14 protein-coding genes (1 of these 14 only partly in view) are annotated in these 15,016 nt (G+C 65.2%); 5 read left to right on the forward strand and 9 right to left on the reverse strand.

From position 1 onward, the window contains the following. The 4 genes from QSK05_RS15840 to QSK05_RS15855 form a co-directional block, all read left to right on the forward strand. Positions 1-2,186: the 3' portion of a toxin glutamine deamidase domain-containing protein gene (locus QSK05_RS15840; RefSeq protein ID WP_285597978.1), read on the forward strand. The gene continues 26,842 nt to the left of window position 1, outside the view; the window shows 2,186 of its 29,028 coding nt (coding positions 26,843-29,028); the start codon falls outside the window, past its left edge; it ends in the stop codon at positions 2,184-2,186. Between the two features lie 5 nt (positions 2,187-2,191). Then, positions 2,192-3,163, forward strand: a complete 972-nt coding sequence (locus QSK05_RS15845; protein ID WP_285597979.1) for an RICIN domain-containing protein — start codon at positions 2,192-2,194, stop codon at positions 3,161-3,163. A gap of 118 nt (positions 3,164-3,281) precedes the next feature. Next, positions 3,282-3,584, forward strand: a complete 303-nt coding sequence (locus QSK05_RS15850; RefSeq protein ID WP_285597980.1) for a hypothetical protein — start codon at positions 3,282-3,284, stop codon at positions 3,582-3,584. Between the two features lie 436 nt (positions 3,585-4,020). Continuing rightward, a complete protein-coding gene (locus QSK05_RS15855; protein ID WP_285597981.1) occupies positions 4,021-5,376 on the forward strand; it encodes a hypothetical protein in 1,356 nt (451 codons plus the stop codon). Here the strand turns inward: QSK05_RS15855 and QSK05_RS15860 are convergent, their stop codons facing one another. Further along, positions 5,377-5,955, reverse strand: coding sequence for an NUDIX hydrolase (locus tag QSK05_RS15860; protein WP_285597982.1), 579 nt, complete (start codon positions 5,953-5,955; stop codon positions 5,377-5,379). It abuts the gene before it with no gap. Positions 5,956-6,248: 293 nt separating this feature from the next. On the opposite strand from QSK05_RS15860, the gene QSK05_RS15865 reads away from it, so the two are divergent. Then, positions 6,249-6,584, forward strand: a complete 336-nt coding sequence (locus tag QSK05_RS15865; protein ID WP_285597983.1) for a hypothetical protein — start codon at positions 6,249-6,251, stop codon at positions 6,582-6,584. Positions 6,585-6,700: 116 nt separating this feature from the next. Here QSK05_RS15865 and QSK05_RS15870 read toward each other — a convergent pair whose 3' ends face one another. The 8 genes from QSK05_RS15870 to QSK05_RS15905 form a co-directional block, all read right to left on the reverse strand. Continuing rightward, complete coding sequence (locus QSK05_RS15870; RefSeq protein ID WP_285597984.1) at positions 6,701-9,334, reverse strand: ATP-binding protein; 2,634 nt, start codon at positions 9,332-9,334, stop codon at positions 6,701-6,703. 164 nt (positions 9,335-9,498) lie between these two features. Continuing rightward, positions 9,499-9,984 carry a GNAT family N-acetyltransferase gene (locus QSK05_RS15875; protein WP_285597985.1) on the reverse strand — a complete coding sequence of 162 codons (486 nt, stop codon included), beginning with the start codon at positions 9,982-9,984 and terminating at the stop codon, positions 9,499-9,501. Positions 9,985-10,029: 45 nt separating this feature from the next. After that, positions 10,030-11,151, reverse strand: coding sequence for an FxsB family cyclophane-forming radical SAM/SPASM peptide maturase (locus QSK05_RS15880; RefSeq protein ID WP_285597986.1), 1,122 nt, complete (start codon positions 11,149-11,151; stop codon positions 10,030-10,032). A gap of 29 nt (positions 11,152-11,180) precedes the next feature. Then, positions 11,181-11,321, reverse strand: a complete 141-nt coding sequence (locus QSK05_RS15885) for a hypothetical protein (protein ID WP_285597987.1) — start codon at positions 11,319-11,321, stop codon at positions 11,181-11,183. A 111-nt stretch (positions 11,322-11,432) separates the two neighbouring features. Next, entirely contained in the window at positions 11,433-12,023 is a 591-nt protein-coding gene (locus QSK05_RS15890) for a TetR/AcrR family transcriptional regulator (RefSeq protein WP_285597988.1), read from the reverse strand. Continuing rightward, positions 12,020-12,697 (reverse strand): DsbA family oxidoreductase, encoded by a 678-nt coding sequence (locus QSK05_RS15895; RefSeq protein ID WP_285597989.1) that lies wholly within the window; start codon positions 12,695-12,697, stop codon positions 12,020-12,022. Before QSK05_RS15895 ends, QSK05_RS15890 begins: the two co-directional genes overlap by 4 nt. A gap of 236 nt (positions 12,698-12,933) precedes the next feature. Then, positions 12,934-13,407: a hypothetical protein gene (locus tag QSK05_RS15900; RefSeq protein ID WP_285597990.1), complete on the reverse strand. Its 474-nt coding sequence runs from the start codon at positions 13,405-13,407 to the stop codon at positions 12,934-12,936. Between the two features lie 122 nt (positions 13,408-13,529). Further along, positions 13,530-14,783 (reverse strand): polysaccharide deacetylase family protein, encoded by a 1,254-nt coding sequence (locus tag QSK05_RS15905; RefSeq protein ID WP_285597991.1) that lies wholly within the window; start codon positions 14,781-14,783, stop codon positions 13,530-13,532. Positions 14,784-15,016 lie beyond the last annotated feature (233 nt).

Here is a 15,016-nt window from a genome sequence, read left to right on the forward strand (position 1 = left end):
CCGATGAGGTGCTGGGGCAGGATCGGGCGACCGGGCGCACAGTCACCGTGCTGGAGATGAACCAGATCATTCGTCTCCAGCCTCAGGGGACGGTGACCGGCGAGCAGATCCAGGAGATGACCCGCCGGGTGCAGCAGTCCTGGGATGCGGCCGTCAATGACACGCCAGTGGTGTCGTACGACGGTGAGTTGATCCTGGTCCGTTACCGCTGGGAGCTTGCGGTGGGGAACGGCCCAGCGCATCGGGTGATTCAGGTGCATCCGGCAGGTGTGGTCGTGCGGGCCAACACCTCGCGGGTGGGCGTGGACACTCATGCCTCCGTCGTCATTCACGAGATTTTCCACGGGTTCGGACAGCCGGATCGATACCGGGATCGCCCGGTAGATGCAACCACCCTGGCTGATGCCGATTCGGGTCATTCGGTGATCGAGACGAATCGCCGTCTCGACGTCTTCCGTCGTGGCTTTCTCAAGGAGCGTCGGGCCGACCAGGAACGGCGTGCTCGGATCACCGGTGAAGAACCGCAGGCGACGAAGGAGCGCCTTGGAAAGTTGAAGAAGCGCTTCGAGAACAGAGGTACACCCACGGTACGTGACGTTACCCAGACCTTGATGGGAGACACCCAGCCCTTGCCGCGGCTCACCATGCGGGATGTGTTCACCAGTATCGGCCTGGTGCGTGACGCTGGTGCCGAACACGACGTCGAGCCAGTTCGTCAGCTCTGGTCGGAGTACCGCCGGCTGCGTGGTGAGGCTGTCGCCGTTAGCGAAGGGCCGACGTCGACCGAAACTAACCAGCGTCTCATAGATCTCACGGTTCAGTGGTATAGGGTCGCGGAACGGTTATACGAGCAGTCGCTGGCCGAGTCCCAGTTGGTCGATGCTCAATTACCGGTCACCGACCTCGACGGTGGCGCCTTGTGGCATCCACGGCTCAAGGACCTCGACGACTTGGAGACATGGATCCGTCAGCAGATGGTTCAGGCAAGGAGTAACCCTCAAGCCTTCTGGGGCCTTCCACCTGCTGGGAGCATGGCGTCGGCGGCCCCCGTTCTGAACGATCCGGACGTGAAGCAGCCGATCGTGGACCCCACGACGTTCCGTTCTGCATCTCATCGAAGCGAGCCGGTCGTCGCGACCACCGCCACGGCCACCAGCTCCGATCAGACCGTTACCGGAACGGTTCTCACCACCGACCGGCTCGCTCAGGAGCTCGCGGATCTGGCTGAGGCCGAAGCGGGGGATGCCCGCCCGGGTGACCTCACGCGCACCACGTGGTGGGAGCAGGTCGGGCAGCGTGCAGCCGAGCAGGCGGAGCGCTACCCGTTGATGCAGCGATACCGGATGGCCTACCTCAGCGACCGAATGGTGCAGCAGCGGTTGGACGCGGCGGCCGGATCGGCGCAGTTGAGCGAGCAGGACCGCAGCGCTATCGGCAAGAGCCTGGACCGGGTGGTGGCCGTACTGCTCATGGAGGAGGAGAACCAGGGCGGTGGTGCCCCGGCCGACCTGGCGGTGCAGTCGGGTCAGCAGGGGCTGAGCGTCGAACGGGTGACGGTGGTCGGAGCCCTGATCGACGAATTGATCGATCGGCACTTCGGTCTGGGCCGCCCGCAGGCGCCCACACCGCGCTCGGCCTCGGGCCGATCACCGGTACTCTCCCGGGTCGAAGCGCCTCAGCAGCGCAGCGAAGCCCGTGGCTATGACGTGCTCACCGCATTGATCGCCGGTCTCGACGATGCTCCGGCTTCAGTGGGGGCAGTGACGGAACAGCCCGGCTCGCAGCAAGTCGTGCCGGATCCTGGTCAGCCACCGGCACCAGTACCGGGGGCGCTACCCCTGCACCCGGCTCCACTGCCGGAAGGCTCCGAGGGGGGACACGGCACGTCGGCCGGAACCGGAGCATCGACAGGCTTGTGGGTCGAGCCCGTCCCCGCCGGACATTCGGTTCAGGTGCTGGTCGAGGATGAGGACGACGAGACGGACGACGGTGACGAGAACCCGGATTTGGCGGGCACCGATGACTCCGATGAGACCGAAACCCGCGACGACCCCAGGGCACAGGCCCTGTCGCTGCTGATGACACATACGCAGCCGTCCCGTACGGGCAGGAGCGGCTCGCAAGCAGGCCAGGACCACCGTGGCGACAAGAGGTCGCCGCGCCACGACGATCTGAACAAGGAATGAATACAGTGACAGAGAAGCCGAATTCCCCTCGCCCGCCAGCAGGTGACGCCGGCCAGCAGGATGGCAAGCCCGACGAACACGCCGAGTTTCTCGAGTCGTGGAACCGGTCGCTCCTCGGGCGCCGTCCCTCGATCACGCTGCCCTGGCGCGGGCTACGGGGTGTGGCCGTGATCGGTGTCTCGTTCGTCGCAGTTGTTGGCGTGGTCCTGGGCGGCATGGCCACGGTTCAGGCAATGTCCCGGCCCGACGCCGACAAGGCGGCTCTCACCTCCAACAGTCTGCCCACCTCCACCGCCTCCTCCACCCCGACCGGCCTGGTGAGCCCCACATCCGGGCCCACCCGGACGAAGGCCCGGCAGCGCAACGGTGAGGAGGCGGTCAGGACCCGCACCCGTACGGTCACTCAAGCGGCTGCAGGCTCCACCGCCGGTACCGCACGGCCGAAGACGAAGGAAACGACCGAACCCAGCGCGAAGAAGACCGCCACGCAGCAGGCGGCAGCCGGAGCGACGACGAAGGCGAAGAAGTCCAACGTCGCGGCGGTCGGTCTGGTGAAAAACCTGATCACCGGCTTCTGCCTGGACCTGCCGGGCCAGTCCACGCCGGCCGAGAACGTTCTGGTGCAACAAGATACCTGTGTCAGTGGGACCGGTGACAACCAGGAGTTCCAGACCGTCTCCGCCTCGAACGGAAGTTTCCTGCTGCGCCAGAGCACCTCCCGCTGGTGCCTGGACGCCACCGGGTCCGGCAGCGTGCTGGCGGGAACTCCGGTGAACACCCACACCTGCCTGGCCGGGGCTGCCGACAACCAGATGTTCGTCAAAGAAGCGTCCGGATCTGGATTCTTCCTGGTCAACGTCAAAAGTGGCCTTTGCCTAGATGTCTCGAACGACGACGGCATCGATCAGCCCGGTGCCAAGCTGACATTGTCGAACTGCTCCAGCCAGGACGACCACATCTGGACCTTCACCGGCTGAGCCCTTGTACGTCCACCGCCGGCGCAGCAACCCGGCTGCGCCGAGCGGGCGGGCGTCACTGCGACCGGCGATGCCGGACCAGTCACCGGGCAACGTTGGAGCATACGATGTGAAGATCATGAACCCAGACCCAGACATCGAGCGATTCCTCGACTTCTCAGCGGGCATGGTGAACATCAATGCTCTCTTCCAGAACTGGGAAGACAACTTTGTCGAGGCGGTGGCGAACCTTCGTCTCGAAGCCGATCAGCAGAGTTTCCGAAAGGGCTTCGCCAAGAGCCTGGCCGGGATGGTCACACCCGACGAGTACGAGAGCCGGACCGGTTGGGACTTCGACTCGGCCGAGGAACTCCACGATCACCTGAAGTCTCTCTGGGTGAGGTTCTACGGTGATGCGGTTCCGGCCGACAGTCTGCGCTGACGAGTTAGCTTCGATCTACTCTCCGACCGGTAGCGAGGGTGCCATCAGGATGACCGCCGACAGGGTGGTCCCGCTTCCGGGCGGACTGGACACCGTCAGAGTTCCTCCGGCCGTTTCGATCCGGTCCTGAGGCCGATCAGTCCGTAGCTGTCCGGGGTGTGGGCCACGCCCACGCCGTCGTCGCTGGCGGTGTGGACGGCCAAGTGGTGGACCTACGCTGACACCCCCGGTGGTGTCGCGGGGGTCTGGACCGACAGCGGAACCTGCTGACCCCCGCAGGGGGGTGGTGCGCGTCCTCAATTCTGGATGTTCGCCACCCCTCTGTCCTGCGCGTTAATGAACGTAGCAAAACGTGACGTTACGGGTCTAAGATCGCGGCCTGTGAACTACTGGTCGGGGTGGTAGGGGGCCGAAGCCATGCTTCACGATCGACGTTGTGAGGGTCGTTGTGCCTGCTGAGACCCCGGTCGGAGTCAACTCGCGGATCTCGGCGCACACTTTTGACTCGGTCGTGCAGAAAGACCTGGTCGATGCCTGGTCGGAGACGGCGATCGACCGTGAGGTGCTTCAGCGGATCGTTCTGGGGCGGCTCCGGATCGAGGCCCTGTTGTCCGAGTGCCTCGTCTTGACCGATGCGCAGGTCTTCGACGGGGCCATCATCAAGCAGCTGGCGACCGGCAGACTGATCACCAGCCTGTCGCGCGGCGGTGACTCCGGAATCTCGGTGCCCATCGAGATCCGCGGCCGCGCGGCCACACTCGAACAGTGCCTGCCTCAGATATACATGGACAAGAAGCGGCCCAGGCCCTTCCTACCGTCCATTGTGTCCAACGGTTACGAGGTGCGGGAGTCGCTGAGGAACCGTCGCTCGCTGCCCCGGAAGTCGGGAATCGCCGGCTGCCTGCGGCTGCTGAAAGACGCGGGCGTCGACAGCGCGGAACTTGAGGAGATCGAGGCCGGCTGGCGGTACCTGCTGCAACTGGAGCAGGAGCACCGGATCCAGTACCGGCCCTGGACTACCCCGATGACGGGGCATCTACCGCTGGCCGAGAGTTATTGGCCGCGATCCGATCTCGAGCATCAATTGATGACGCAGCAGGGCCACGAGGCGTTCCGGGAAGTTCTGGACCTGGGCACGGACCGCAGTCGGGTGCTCCAGTTCGTGCGGGCCGAGGCGCTCGCCCAGCGAACCATGTCGGTGGACGATCGCTCTCCGGCCGAGGTCGACCTCGACATCATCATGCACTGGTTCAATGAGCGCTACCTGCGGGCGCTGGCGTTCCAGCAGGACGCGAACTATCGCGGTTCCAGTGCAATTCCGGGGAAGGACACGTCGTTCCACCTGCTCGAGCAGCTCGAGTCGCGCAACGTGCGGGTCATCGAGATCGACGTTCCCAGTGGGCTTCTCACCCACGTGGGCAATATGGGCACGTTGTACTGGGAGACCTGCCAGCAGGCGATGATGCCGCGTCTGCGGGAGTGGTGGCTCAACGGTGACATCGACCAGTTGCGACGAGTCTTCGACTACCTGCACGACGACTTCTCGAAGAACTCGCCGGAAGGCGAAAAGCTTTCCCGGACAGCCAAGATGTTCGGTTCGCTGTCGGTCGGGCGACTGACGCTCAACGCCTCGATAGCGGTGGGTGGTGCAGCGCTCGGTGAGGTGATGCAGGGGGCGGCGGTGGCGGTGTTCCTGATGATCTCCGAGAGCATGGTGGAGAGTCTCGCCGGGCCGACGCCGAAGAGAGCGGGTGTGGAAGTGACCAGTTATCTCAACGAGCCGCCGGCCTGATCACAGGCCGACCGCGGGAAGCAGTCCGGCCAGGAGAGCGCGCAGCAGGGCGACATCGGTGATGGCGTCGCGGGTGCAGTGCGGGTCGTTGCTCGATTCCCGGATGGTGCCCAGGAGATCTTCGACCGGCACCCACAGGAACTGGTCGATCTCGTTCACGTCTTCGGGCGTCGTTGGTGCCTCGGTGTCGGGCACCACGGCCGCGAACAGCCGGATCTGAGTGGCCAGCAGGCCGCCGTTGGGGAAGACCGCACCCAGGTCGATGAGAGCATCGGGAGCGATTTTCAGGCCGGTCTCTTCCTGGAGCTCGCGCACGGCCTCGGCCCTCAGATCTTCGGAATGGCCCATACCACGCGGAATCTCGAGCATCGACCGAGTGATCGGGGGGCGGTACAGCTGCACCATGCCGATGGACCGGCCGCGGATCGGGATGACGGCCACCCCGGGGATGCCCCAGTTCTCCACGATCCGAGCGAACCCGTTCTCGTGGTCTTGAGGATCACGGTCCACGTAGATCTGCACCCAGTCGCCGTGCGTCCACTCGGGAACTTCGGACTTCTGCAGGTTCCGGTGATCCACGACACTCCTCGGTCGATAACGAATCGCATCGAATTCTATCGCACGGCCTCTTCCCGGCCGATGGCTGAAGTGGGTGTGCGACAGGCAGACGTTCGGGCGTGACGACCCTACCGGGCATGGAATCCTTTGTTGCGCGCGACGTCTCGTCGCAAGACATCAAAGCCATCACTGATGGACGCCCCATCGCCCAGTGCGCTCGGCTCGCCTTGGGCGGTCGGGAACTCGACGGATTACACATGTAAGCTATAGAGTGTAATTACATCATGATTCGACGACGCCAGCGGAGGAAGATTATGCCCAGCACCCCGAAGCCGACCCCCAGAGCCGTCATCATCTCCGCGTGGGCCGTGCCCGTGATGGTGGCCGGCCAGTTCGCGATGCTGGCGATCATTCCGCTGGGCATTGCCGCGGCGGGCATCCTGCGCAACCGTCAACTACGTGGGCTGCGCGGATGGGTCGCGGCCCTCTCCGCGGCCTATGCTGCGGGTCTGCTGCTCTGGGCCATCGGCCCGGACCGCGAAACCAGCCTCTCCAAGGAACTTCACCCCGCGCACATGGTCGTGATCACCGCGCTGGGGGTCGCCCTGGCCGTGGCTTACCACCTGGGCCGGCGTCCGGTGGCCCGGTAGGCGGTGCCGAGCAGGTCCACGAGAGGTGCGTTGTTACCTCCATGCAGAACGACCGCCAGCGTCCAGGCAGTGCGCTTTCCGCCATTGTTCGTGCTGCCTGCCCAGTAGGTGGCGGGTTAAAGGCGTTCCGGGGTGCTCTCGTCTTCCGGCGTCGTGAACTGCGCGGCCAGCGACACCGCCCGAACGGCCCGGTCTGACAACCCCATGTCGTGATATTCCTGAGCACATTGTTCCAAGGCGCGGCCATCGCCGTGACCTGCGCGTGCATGGAGTACAGCGAGCCCTTCCGTGCTTTTGGCGATCTCCAGGCGGGCTCCAAGTGTCTGCGCCAGCTCTAGGGCCGTTGCGAAGATGTCTTCTGCGCGGTCGTCTTCACGCTCGAGAAGACATCTGCCCCAGCTATTGAGCGTTACCGCTTCGTTGAGACGATCTTCCAGGTCGCGCTGAATCTGCAAGGCCTGGTCGAACAGGTCATCGGCCTCGATAGGCCGTCCGAGAAGGTACTCGGTCAGGGCGAGTTCACGGGTGCTCGTGCCTATCCCCGAGGAGCTGTCCACATCGTCATAAATCTCGACGGCTCTGCGGAGCGTGGCCAGAGCAGCTGGGAGGTCACCCTGCTCACGGGCCAAGATACCCAGGCCGCGCAGGGAGTTGGCTTCACCGAAGCGGTCGCCGACATCCTCGTACAGGCCCAGCGCCTCGCGGTGAGCCGCTTCGGCCTCGGTCAGACGGCCGCGGATACGCAGAACGGTTCCGCATTCGTTCAGGGCGTACCCCTGGTGAACACGGTCGCCGAGCATCCGGTAGATCGCGAGAGCCTGCTCCTGATTGCCCAATGCGGCGGCGTAGTTGCCTCGGGCGGATTCCACCAGGCCAAGGTCGCGGAGCGCGTTCGCCTGGCCGTAGGTGTCTCCGAGCTCACCGAAGATGCTCTGGGCCTGTGACTGGGCCTGCGCCGACTCGGCGAACTTTCCATTGATCCGCAGCACCATGCCCAGGTCGTGCAGGGCTCCTGCATGGGTCAGCGGGTCATTGGCTGTCAGCGCCGCGCTCAGCGCTCGGCGCTGACATTGCTCGGCCTGCTGGTAGCGGGAGGCCAGAAATTCGACGATGCCCAGATGGTTCAAGGCGAAGGATTCGTCCGCCGGGGCTGCCGATCCGGCGAGCAGAGCTACAGCCTTCTCCAGGGAACCGCGTGCCAGAGCATATTTCGCCTGGAGTCGATACAGAAGTCCCAGACGGGCCAGAGCCCTTCCCTCTTCGATCGGGTCGCCGATCATCTGAGCGCTGTCGATGGCGATCTCCTGGACCTTGACCGCTTGGTCCCAAGGGCCGGCATGCTGCAGGAAGGCGGAGAGCGCGGAACAGAGCAGCACGGTCGTCTCGTGGTTTCCCCTCTCCGCCCCGGTCTGCAGTACTGCCAGAAGATTTCCACGGTGACGCTCGAACCACCGGAGGGCGTCCTCACGGTTACGTGGTTCGTCGGGATCAGCCGGGAACTGTTCGGTTCTCGGCGTCGGCCGTACACGCCCGAGCCAGCGATCAGCCGCGTTCGCCTTCTCCAGGTAGTACGACTCCACGCGGTCACCCGCCATATCCCTCAGGGTCGGGCTCAGGTGCATCTGCGAGCGGGCTGATGCGTAGGCACGCACCAGGTCGTGAAATCGATAGCGTCCGGCGTCGGTCTCTTCGAGAAGGTGATCAGCGTGGAGTGACTCGATCTCATCGACCGCTGTAAACATCTCGGTGCCCGCCAGAGCCGCGGCGATAGGGGCATCGAGATCCGAACCGGCGAAGGTTCCCAGATACAGGACGAAGTTCTGGCGAGAGACAGGCAGCTCGTCGAAGGACAGATCGAGCACGCTGGAGACGCCGTTCTCACCGGCCAGGTAGTGCGGAAGGCGATCCCGGACCTGGGTCAGTCGGATGATCAGGTCTTCGATCGTCCATGACGGGTGGTAGCGAAACCGGGCGGCAAGGAGCGAGATGGCCAGGGGCAGATTGCCGCACATCGCGGTGACGACCTCGACCCGGTCGCGCGGCAGAGTCCGAGGATCGCGGCCGGCGAGATTCAGGAACAGATCGGCGGCGTGGGTCAAGGGTAAGACATCCAGAACCTGCGCGGACTCGGCGAGCTCGAACAACCGTCGTCGGCTGGTCACCAGAACGAGGCTTCTCGGTGACTCCGGCAGCAAAGGCTCGACCTGGGCGTAGCTGCGGACATTGTCGAAAACAATGATCAGCCGCTGATCAGCGACAAGGGCACGCCACACCAGACTCCGGGCACGGACGGTGGCCTGGTCATCGACTCCCTGGGGGATGGCGGATGCCGGTACTCCCAGAATGACCAGCAGGGACGACAGCGCCTCGGCCGGGTTGACCGGATCTCGGCCCGGCGTATAACCGTCCAGGTTCATGAATACCTGACCGTCGGGGAAATCCCCTGTGAGTAGGTGCGCCACGTGTGTGGCGAACGTCGACTTCCCTACCCCCGGCATTCCGTCCAAGGCCTGAACCGGCAACGGCAGGCCTGATGCCAGGATCTGCCGGCACCGAGCGATCAGGGCATCGGATTCCTGTTCGCGGTCGACGAAGGCAAGGGCCGGGGTGGGAAGCGTACGAAGAACTGTCGGCACATTGGTGTCGGTGACGGGATGATCGGCTACGACTTCTGCCGGTTCCTCGTCGTCGAGCATGGTGAGGGCGACCGCAATGAACAACCCGGCGACGGCTCCGATGCCCAGGAACACCCACGGATGGTCTTGAACCGGCTTCAGCCAGCTCGGCCACGAAGACTCAGCTGACGCAAGGTTCGTAGCCATCCCGACCAGAGACGTCACGAAGAAGGACAGAGCAGCCAGCAGTCCTATCCGCCAGCGACCCCGCCGGCGGGACGATGCAGTGCGGTCATCTGTCACTGTTCGGGTTTCGACCAACGGTAGTAGACCTTGCCCTCGTCCTCTTTGAATCCCTGAGCAGTGTAGAACCGTGTGGCTGTGGGGTTGTTGCGGTCGGCGGTCCATTCCACCCGCGAACAGTCCTCGCGCGAATTCGCGATCTGCAGTATCTGCTCGAAGAGCAACGTGCCCAGACCTTTTCCGCGATGGCTCTCGGCCACGAACAGCTCTTTGACGAAGAGGGTATGGGTGGCTCCGGAGGCCGGCCAGAGAAATGAATACGAGGCAAAGCCTATGAGCGCCTGGCTCGAGCCGTCGAAGCAGACCAACGCCTGCGCCATCGGGAAGTCGCCGAACAGGGCCCGACGGGTTTGGGCGGTCAAGACCTCAGTGGAATCAATATGGACTGCACCGTAATACTTTTCAATATCCCCGAGTAATTCGACGATGGCATCGAGGTCTTGTTCTTCAGCTGATCGGAGTGTTGCATCCAAGGTGGTCATCCTCGCCCCCATTACGAGCGGTCAAGAGAGATCAACGCTACCCCATCAGGTCGGCGAGATGGCCGTTAGACGCCTTTCGGTCGCGCTGGCCACATGCCTGATCAAGACCTGCAGGTCGTCGCAGTACACCGATGGATTGAGGTAACCGGTCCCGACGGCGAAACGATGGGGCTTGTACCCGCCGCCGCAGATGGATACCAGTTCACAGGAACGGCATACCTCACCAAGGTCGTCCCATGATCCACTGACCCGATCGTTCAGGCCCGGGTGCCCACAGGCGTCCTCAAGCGTGTTCTCGAAGACAGACAGCCCCAGCTGGCTTTCACCCGGGCGGACAGCGCGCAGAGCGTCATACCCCTCGATGCCGCCGTCGGACTCGATCGTGACCATGCCCGACCCGGCCAGCCCGAGAGAATCGACCGCTCCGCGAGCTCCCAGCCGCAGAGCCACGATGTCGTCGAACATGCGCACACGGACCCGGCCCGGGCTGGTGTGCCATCGATCGAACACATCGCACAGCCACCGCCCGTACTCGGCTGCGTGCCCCGGAGTTCGTAGAGGTGGCGCCTGATGGGTCGCGTGGGGGAGAGCGAAGTCGATCATCGGTGCGCCCAGGTCGGCAAGATAGTCGTACGTCGCTACTGGATCGGCCCGCAGGTCTATCACCGCCAGCACACCGGCCAGCACGTCGTCTTTCTGCCGGAGCAGTCGTACGCCCTCGGCCGCGCCCGCCGCTGTGGACTGGCCGCGATGCCCTCGACGATGCAGGTCGTTGACTTCGGGAGGCCCGTCCAGGCTCACTCCGACCTTGACCTGATACTCACTGAACAGATCCGCCCAGCGCTCGTCGACCAGGACACCGTTGGTCTGCAAGACGTACGACACCTGGACGGGGGCCAATCGCGACCTGATGTCCGACAGCAGTTCGCGCATTCGCCGTAATCCCAGAAGCAACGGCTCGCCACCGTGAAAAACGACGTTGACCGTTGCCAGGCCCTGGCTTTCGCAGTACTCCCGAATTCTGTCGGTCGTCGCGGTCACCACCGCGCTACTCATGCGCGCCGGTAGCGTCCGCGCGACCTGGTCGGCGGAGTTGAAGACGTAGCAGTAGTCGCAATCGATGTTGCAGCGGTTCGCGACCTTGAGAACGAACGTGTTGACCGGCACGAACGCTCCTCAGGAGTGGCGGGGAGGGCTCAGGCCGTGGGAGTGGACGGTGAAGCGGGATGTGTGCCGGTGGCCAGCGCCGGCTCGTTGTGCTCACGCTCGATCTTCTGCTTCGCCAAGGCAATGGCCTGATCGAGCGCGTCGGGTGCGGTGACGTCGTGGTCTCTCACAGCATCTCCTTCGTCGAAAATTCAACGTAGTACGTCCGCATCGGACGCTAAAGAAGAGTCGGGCCTAGGTCAACGAGAGTGCAATTTGGGTGCCGAAAGCAGATCCGGACGTCAGTTGCGGGTGTTGACCAGCAGCCCGTCCAGAACGAACCGCAGCCGGCGCCGGTAGTCGTCGCGGGGCTGCTGGTCGCAGGCCCGCACCACCACGCCGCGTTCCAGGATCAGCTGGTTGATGTCGTCCGGGGTGATGTCGGCCCGTACCGTGCCCGCCTGTTGCGCGGCGCAGAGCAGGCCGGAGGCGAACTGCTGGGCACCGGCACACAGGTGGCTGAGGGGTTCGGAGTCGGGGGTCGTGCGCATCAGGACGTCGTTCGCGGCCGGCTCGTCGAACTGCAGGAGCCAGATGCCCAGCAGATACTGCTCGAACCGGTCCCGGGGGTCGTGCAGTTGTTCCACCGTCGCGATGATGTCCTGGATGCGCTCGGCCACCAGCTCGTCGACGACCGCGTCGATCAGGCCGCGGCGGCTGCCGAATCGGTGGTAGATGGTGCCTTTGCTGACCCCGGCGGCCTGGGCGACCTCTTCCAGGGGGGAGTTGAGGCCGCCGGAGCGGAAGACGTCGAGCGCGGCCCGGCGGATGCCCTCGGTGTTGCGCCGGGCATCGGCCCGCCGAGGCCGGCCCGGCGTCCCCGGAACGGTCACGCGGGCTGTGCGGCCCGGTCTTGCCAGGACAGATCCAGTGCCCGGCGGAACATTTCGACGGGCTGGGCACCGGAGATCGCGCGCTTGCCGTCGAACACGAAGAACGGCACGCCATTGATGCCCATCTGCTGGGCGGCGGCGACATCGGCCTCGAAGTCGGCCTCGTACGCGTCGCTACTCAGGGCGGCGATCACGGCCTCGCGCGAAAAGCCCAGTTCGACAGCCAGATCGGCGAGGACGCCGTGGTCGGCGAGGTCGAGGCCCTCGGTGAACTCGGCGCGGAACAGGCGCAGTACCATCTCGTGGTCGCGCCCCTCCGCCTTCGCGAAGTGGATCAGCCGGTGCGCGTCTTTGGTGTTGAAGACCAGCGAGTCGGCGAAGCGGTAGTCCAGCCCGGCCTCGGCGCCCTGGGCGGTGAGGTGCTGGTGCGAGGCGGCCAGCTGATCGGGGGACATGCCCCGGTCTTTGATCAGGTACTCGGTGACCGGGCGGGTCTCGACGGCCCCGGGGTGCAGCTGGAAGCTGTGGTAGCGCACCTGAACCGAGGACGCGTGGGGGAACGCCTCGATCGCCTGCTGGAGATGGGCGTCGCCCAGGTAGCAGAACGGGCAGACGACGTCGCTCCAGACGTCGATGGTGATCGGCTCCGCGGCGGGCCCGAATGCCCCCGCCATCAGAGACACACTCCGTCGACGCCGCACACCGCGGACTCGTCGGATGATTCCAGCATGGTCAGCACCGGTATCACCGGCAGAGCCGGCTCGACCTCGGTGCTCACAGAAGTTGACTCCATGGTCAAGGAGCCTGACTCATGTTGACGGCACCGTCAAGATGGCCCACTCCCCGGCGCGTGAGAGGAATGCCGGTAAAAACAGGTCTGACGAGAGCCTCGGCCTGGGCTGAGGGTCGATCAGACCTTGAGTGCCGTCAGCTCGGCCACGGCCCGGGCGACTTCACCGCTCTGGTAGCCGGTGATCCGGATCTCGGTCATGCCACTGGAAGACCCGGCGTCGGGGACCATCAACAGGAGCTCCTCGCGGGCCCGCACCGGGTCGTGCGGCATCTGGTTCTCCAGGCCCCCGACCGGGCCGGTGAGGTGGGCGGCCGACGCGACGATGACCCGGTGGCGGGGGAACACCCGGACCAGACGCGAGGTGTCGTGAGCTCCTGGCTGCATCACCAGGCGGTGCGGGAAGGAGATGATCGCGAGCTCGTGCCGTTCGGGGCAGGCGTACACGGCCGCGTGGTCGGCGCCGCGTCCGGTGCCCTGACTGGTTCCGACCAGCAGATGCTTCCAGGTGTCGGCGCCGCTCAGCTGCTGCAGGGCGTGCAGGGCGTCCCGCAGAATCAGGTCGAGGCTGGTGGTTACGGCATCGTTCGTCATCGATGATCCTCACGGTGACCGGCGGTAGGTCGTCTGTGGGGCTTGTTCGGCCAAGGACTCCCCGTGGTGAAGCACACCGGTGCGGTGACAGCCGATCGGGTCAACTATCACCGCGGGTGGTGTCAGCGCAGGAAGGATTTCCATCCCTGGGCCGGGCGCGTGCCGGGCGGCAGCTTCCGGAGCCGGGCCAGTACGTGCGGGTCCTGCACGTCGAGCCAGTCCACGAACTGCCGGAACGACACCAGCTTCACGCCGGGCTTCTTGGCCATCTCGACCAGGGCGTCCTCCACGGCGTCCATGTAGATGCCGCCGTTCCACTGCTCGAAGTGGTTGCCGATGAACAGGGGTGCCCGGTTGCCCTGGTGGGCCCGCTCGAAACCGGCGAGATAGGCGTCCCGGGCCTGGGCCCGCCACCGCGGCCACATGGCCGGGTCCCCGTAGGTGTCCGCCCCCGACTGCTTGTACATCAGGTTGTAGTCCATCGAGAGCACGTGCTTGCTCTTGCCGGCAGTGGCGTCGGGGAAGGGCAGGGCCTGCAGCGGAAGGTCCCACAGGCCGTGCTTCTTCGTGGGCCAGACCTGCGCCGCACCGGGTGACGACGCGTCGTAGCGCCAGCCCAGGCGCTCGGCGGTGGGCAGGAGGTGGGTCTGGCCCTCCAGGCACGGGGTGCGGCCGCCGATCAGTTCCTTCTCGTAGTCGAACGGCAGCGGTGGCAGGTCGCGGTCGCCGGTCGTGCCGGTGGTCGTCTTCCAGGTCTTGACGAAGCGCTTGGCCTGTTTGATCTCGCTGTCCCAGTCGGCGGCCGACCATCGGGAGACGCCATTGGTCCCGCAGAAGTGACCGTTGAAGTGCGTGCCGATCTCGTGCCCCTCCGTCCATGCTCTGCCGATCTGCCGCATGGTGGAGATGACGTGCCTCGTGGTCAGGAACGAGATGTCCGACGCCCCGACCGGGTGCTGGGGCGGGTGGTACAGCCGGCGGTGCCGTTCGGGCAGCGCGTAGAGGCCCGACAGGAAGAAGGTCATGCTGGCGCCGTTCTCCTGGGCGAGCCGGCGGAAGCGGGGGAACAGCCCGCTGTCCAGACTCGCCGAACCGTCCCAGGAGAACACCACGAACTGCGGCGGGACCTCACCCGGCTTCAATCGTTTCCAGCGCGGCTGATGCGGCTGGGGTCCCGTGTCGGCCGTCGACCCGTCCCCGATGGGACCTCCGGACGTCTTCGTCGCCGTGGGCGTTCTGGGGGCCGAGGTGGGCGGCGTGCTGATCCGAGGGGGATTCTCCTGGGCAGCCGGGATGCAGCCGGCGGTGACGGCAGCGGCGGACGCGCCGATCAGGAACGTACGTCGCGACGGCGCACGGCGGGGTGCGGGACTCACAGAAACTCCAGGTAGGTTGCGTGCGGAACACTTTCGGGGTTCAGCGCCCAAGATCTTGGATGCCGGTGTTCCGCCGGAAGTTCAGCAAAATCCCAGAAACTTCGTTGAGTGACCGGTCGTCACCGATAGCTCATTGCGGTGACATGCCGTGTGCTCGGTGCGGTCGGTGCGGTCGGTGCGGTCGGTGCGGTCGGTGCGGTCGGTGCGGCGAGGCCGGTGCGACAGCCCGCACG

It is taken from the genome of Kineosporia sp. NBRC 101731 (assembly GCF_030269305.1).
Taxonomy (GTDB): Bacteria; Actinomycetota; Actinomycetes; order Actinomycetales; family Kineosporiaceae; genus Kineosporia.

Coding starts and splice junctions, on each gene's coding strand:
- QSK05_RS15895 (WP_285597989.1), bottom strand. CDS start 12,697: ATGGCGGGGGCATTCGGGCCCGCCGCGGAGCCGATCACCATCGACGTC.
- QSK05_RS15900 (WP_285597990.1), bottom strand. CDS start 13,407: ATGACGAACGATGCCGTAACCACCAGCCTCGACCTGATTCTGCGGGAC.
- QSK05_RS15875 (WP_285597985.1), bottom strand. CDS start 9,984: ATGACCACCTTGGATGCAACACTCCGATCAGCTGAAGAACAAGACCTC.
- QSK05_RS15850 (WP_285597980.1), top strand. CDS start 3,282: ATGAACCCAGACCCAGACATCGAGCGATTCCTCGACTTCTCAGCGGGC.
- QSK05_RS15865 (WP_285597983.1), top strand. CDS start 6,249: ATGCCCAGCACCCCGAAGCCGACCCCCAGAGCCGTCATCATCTCCGCG.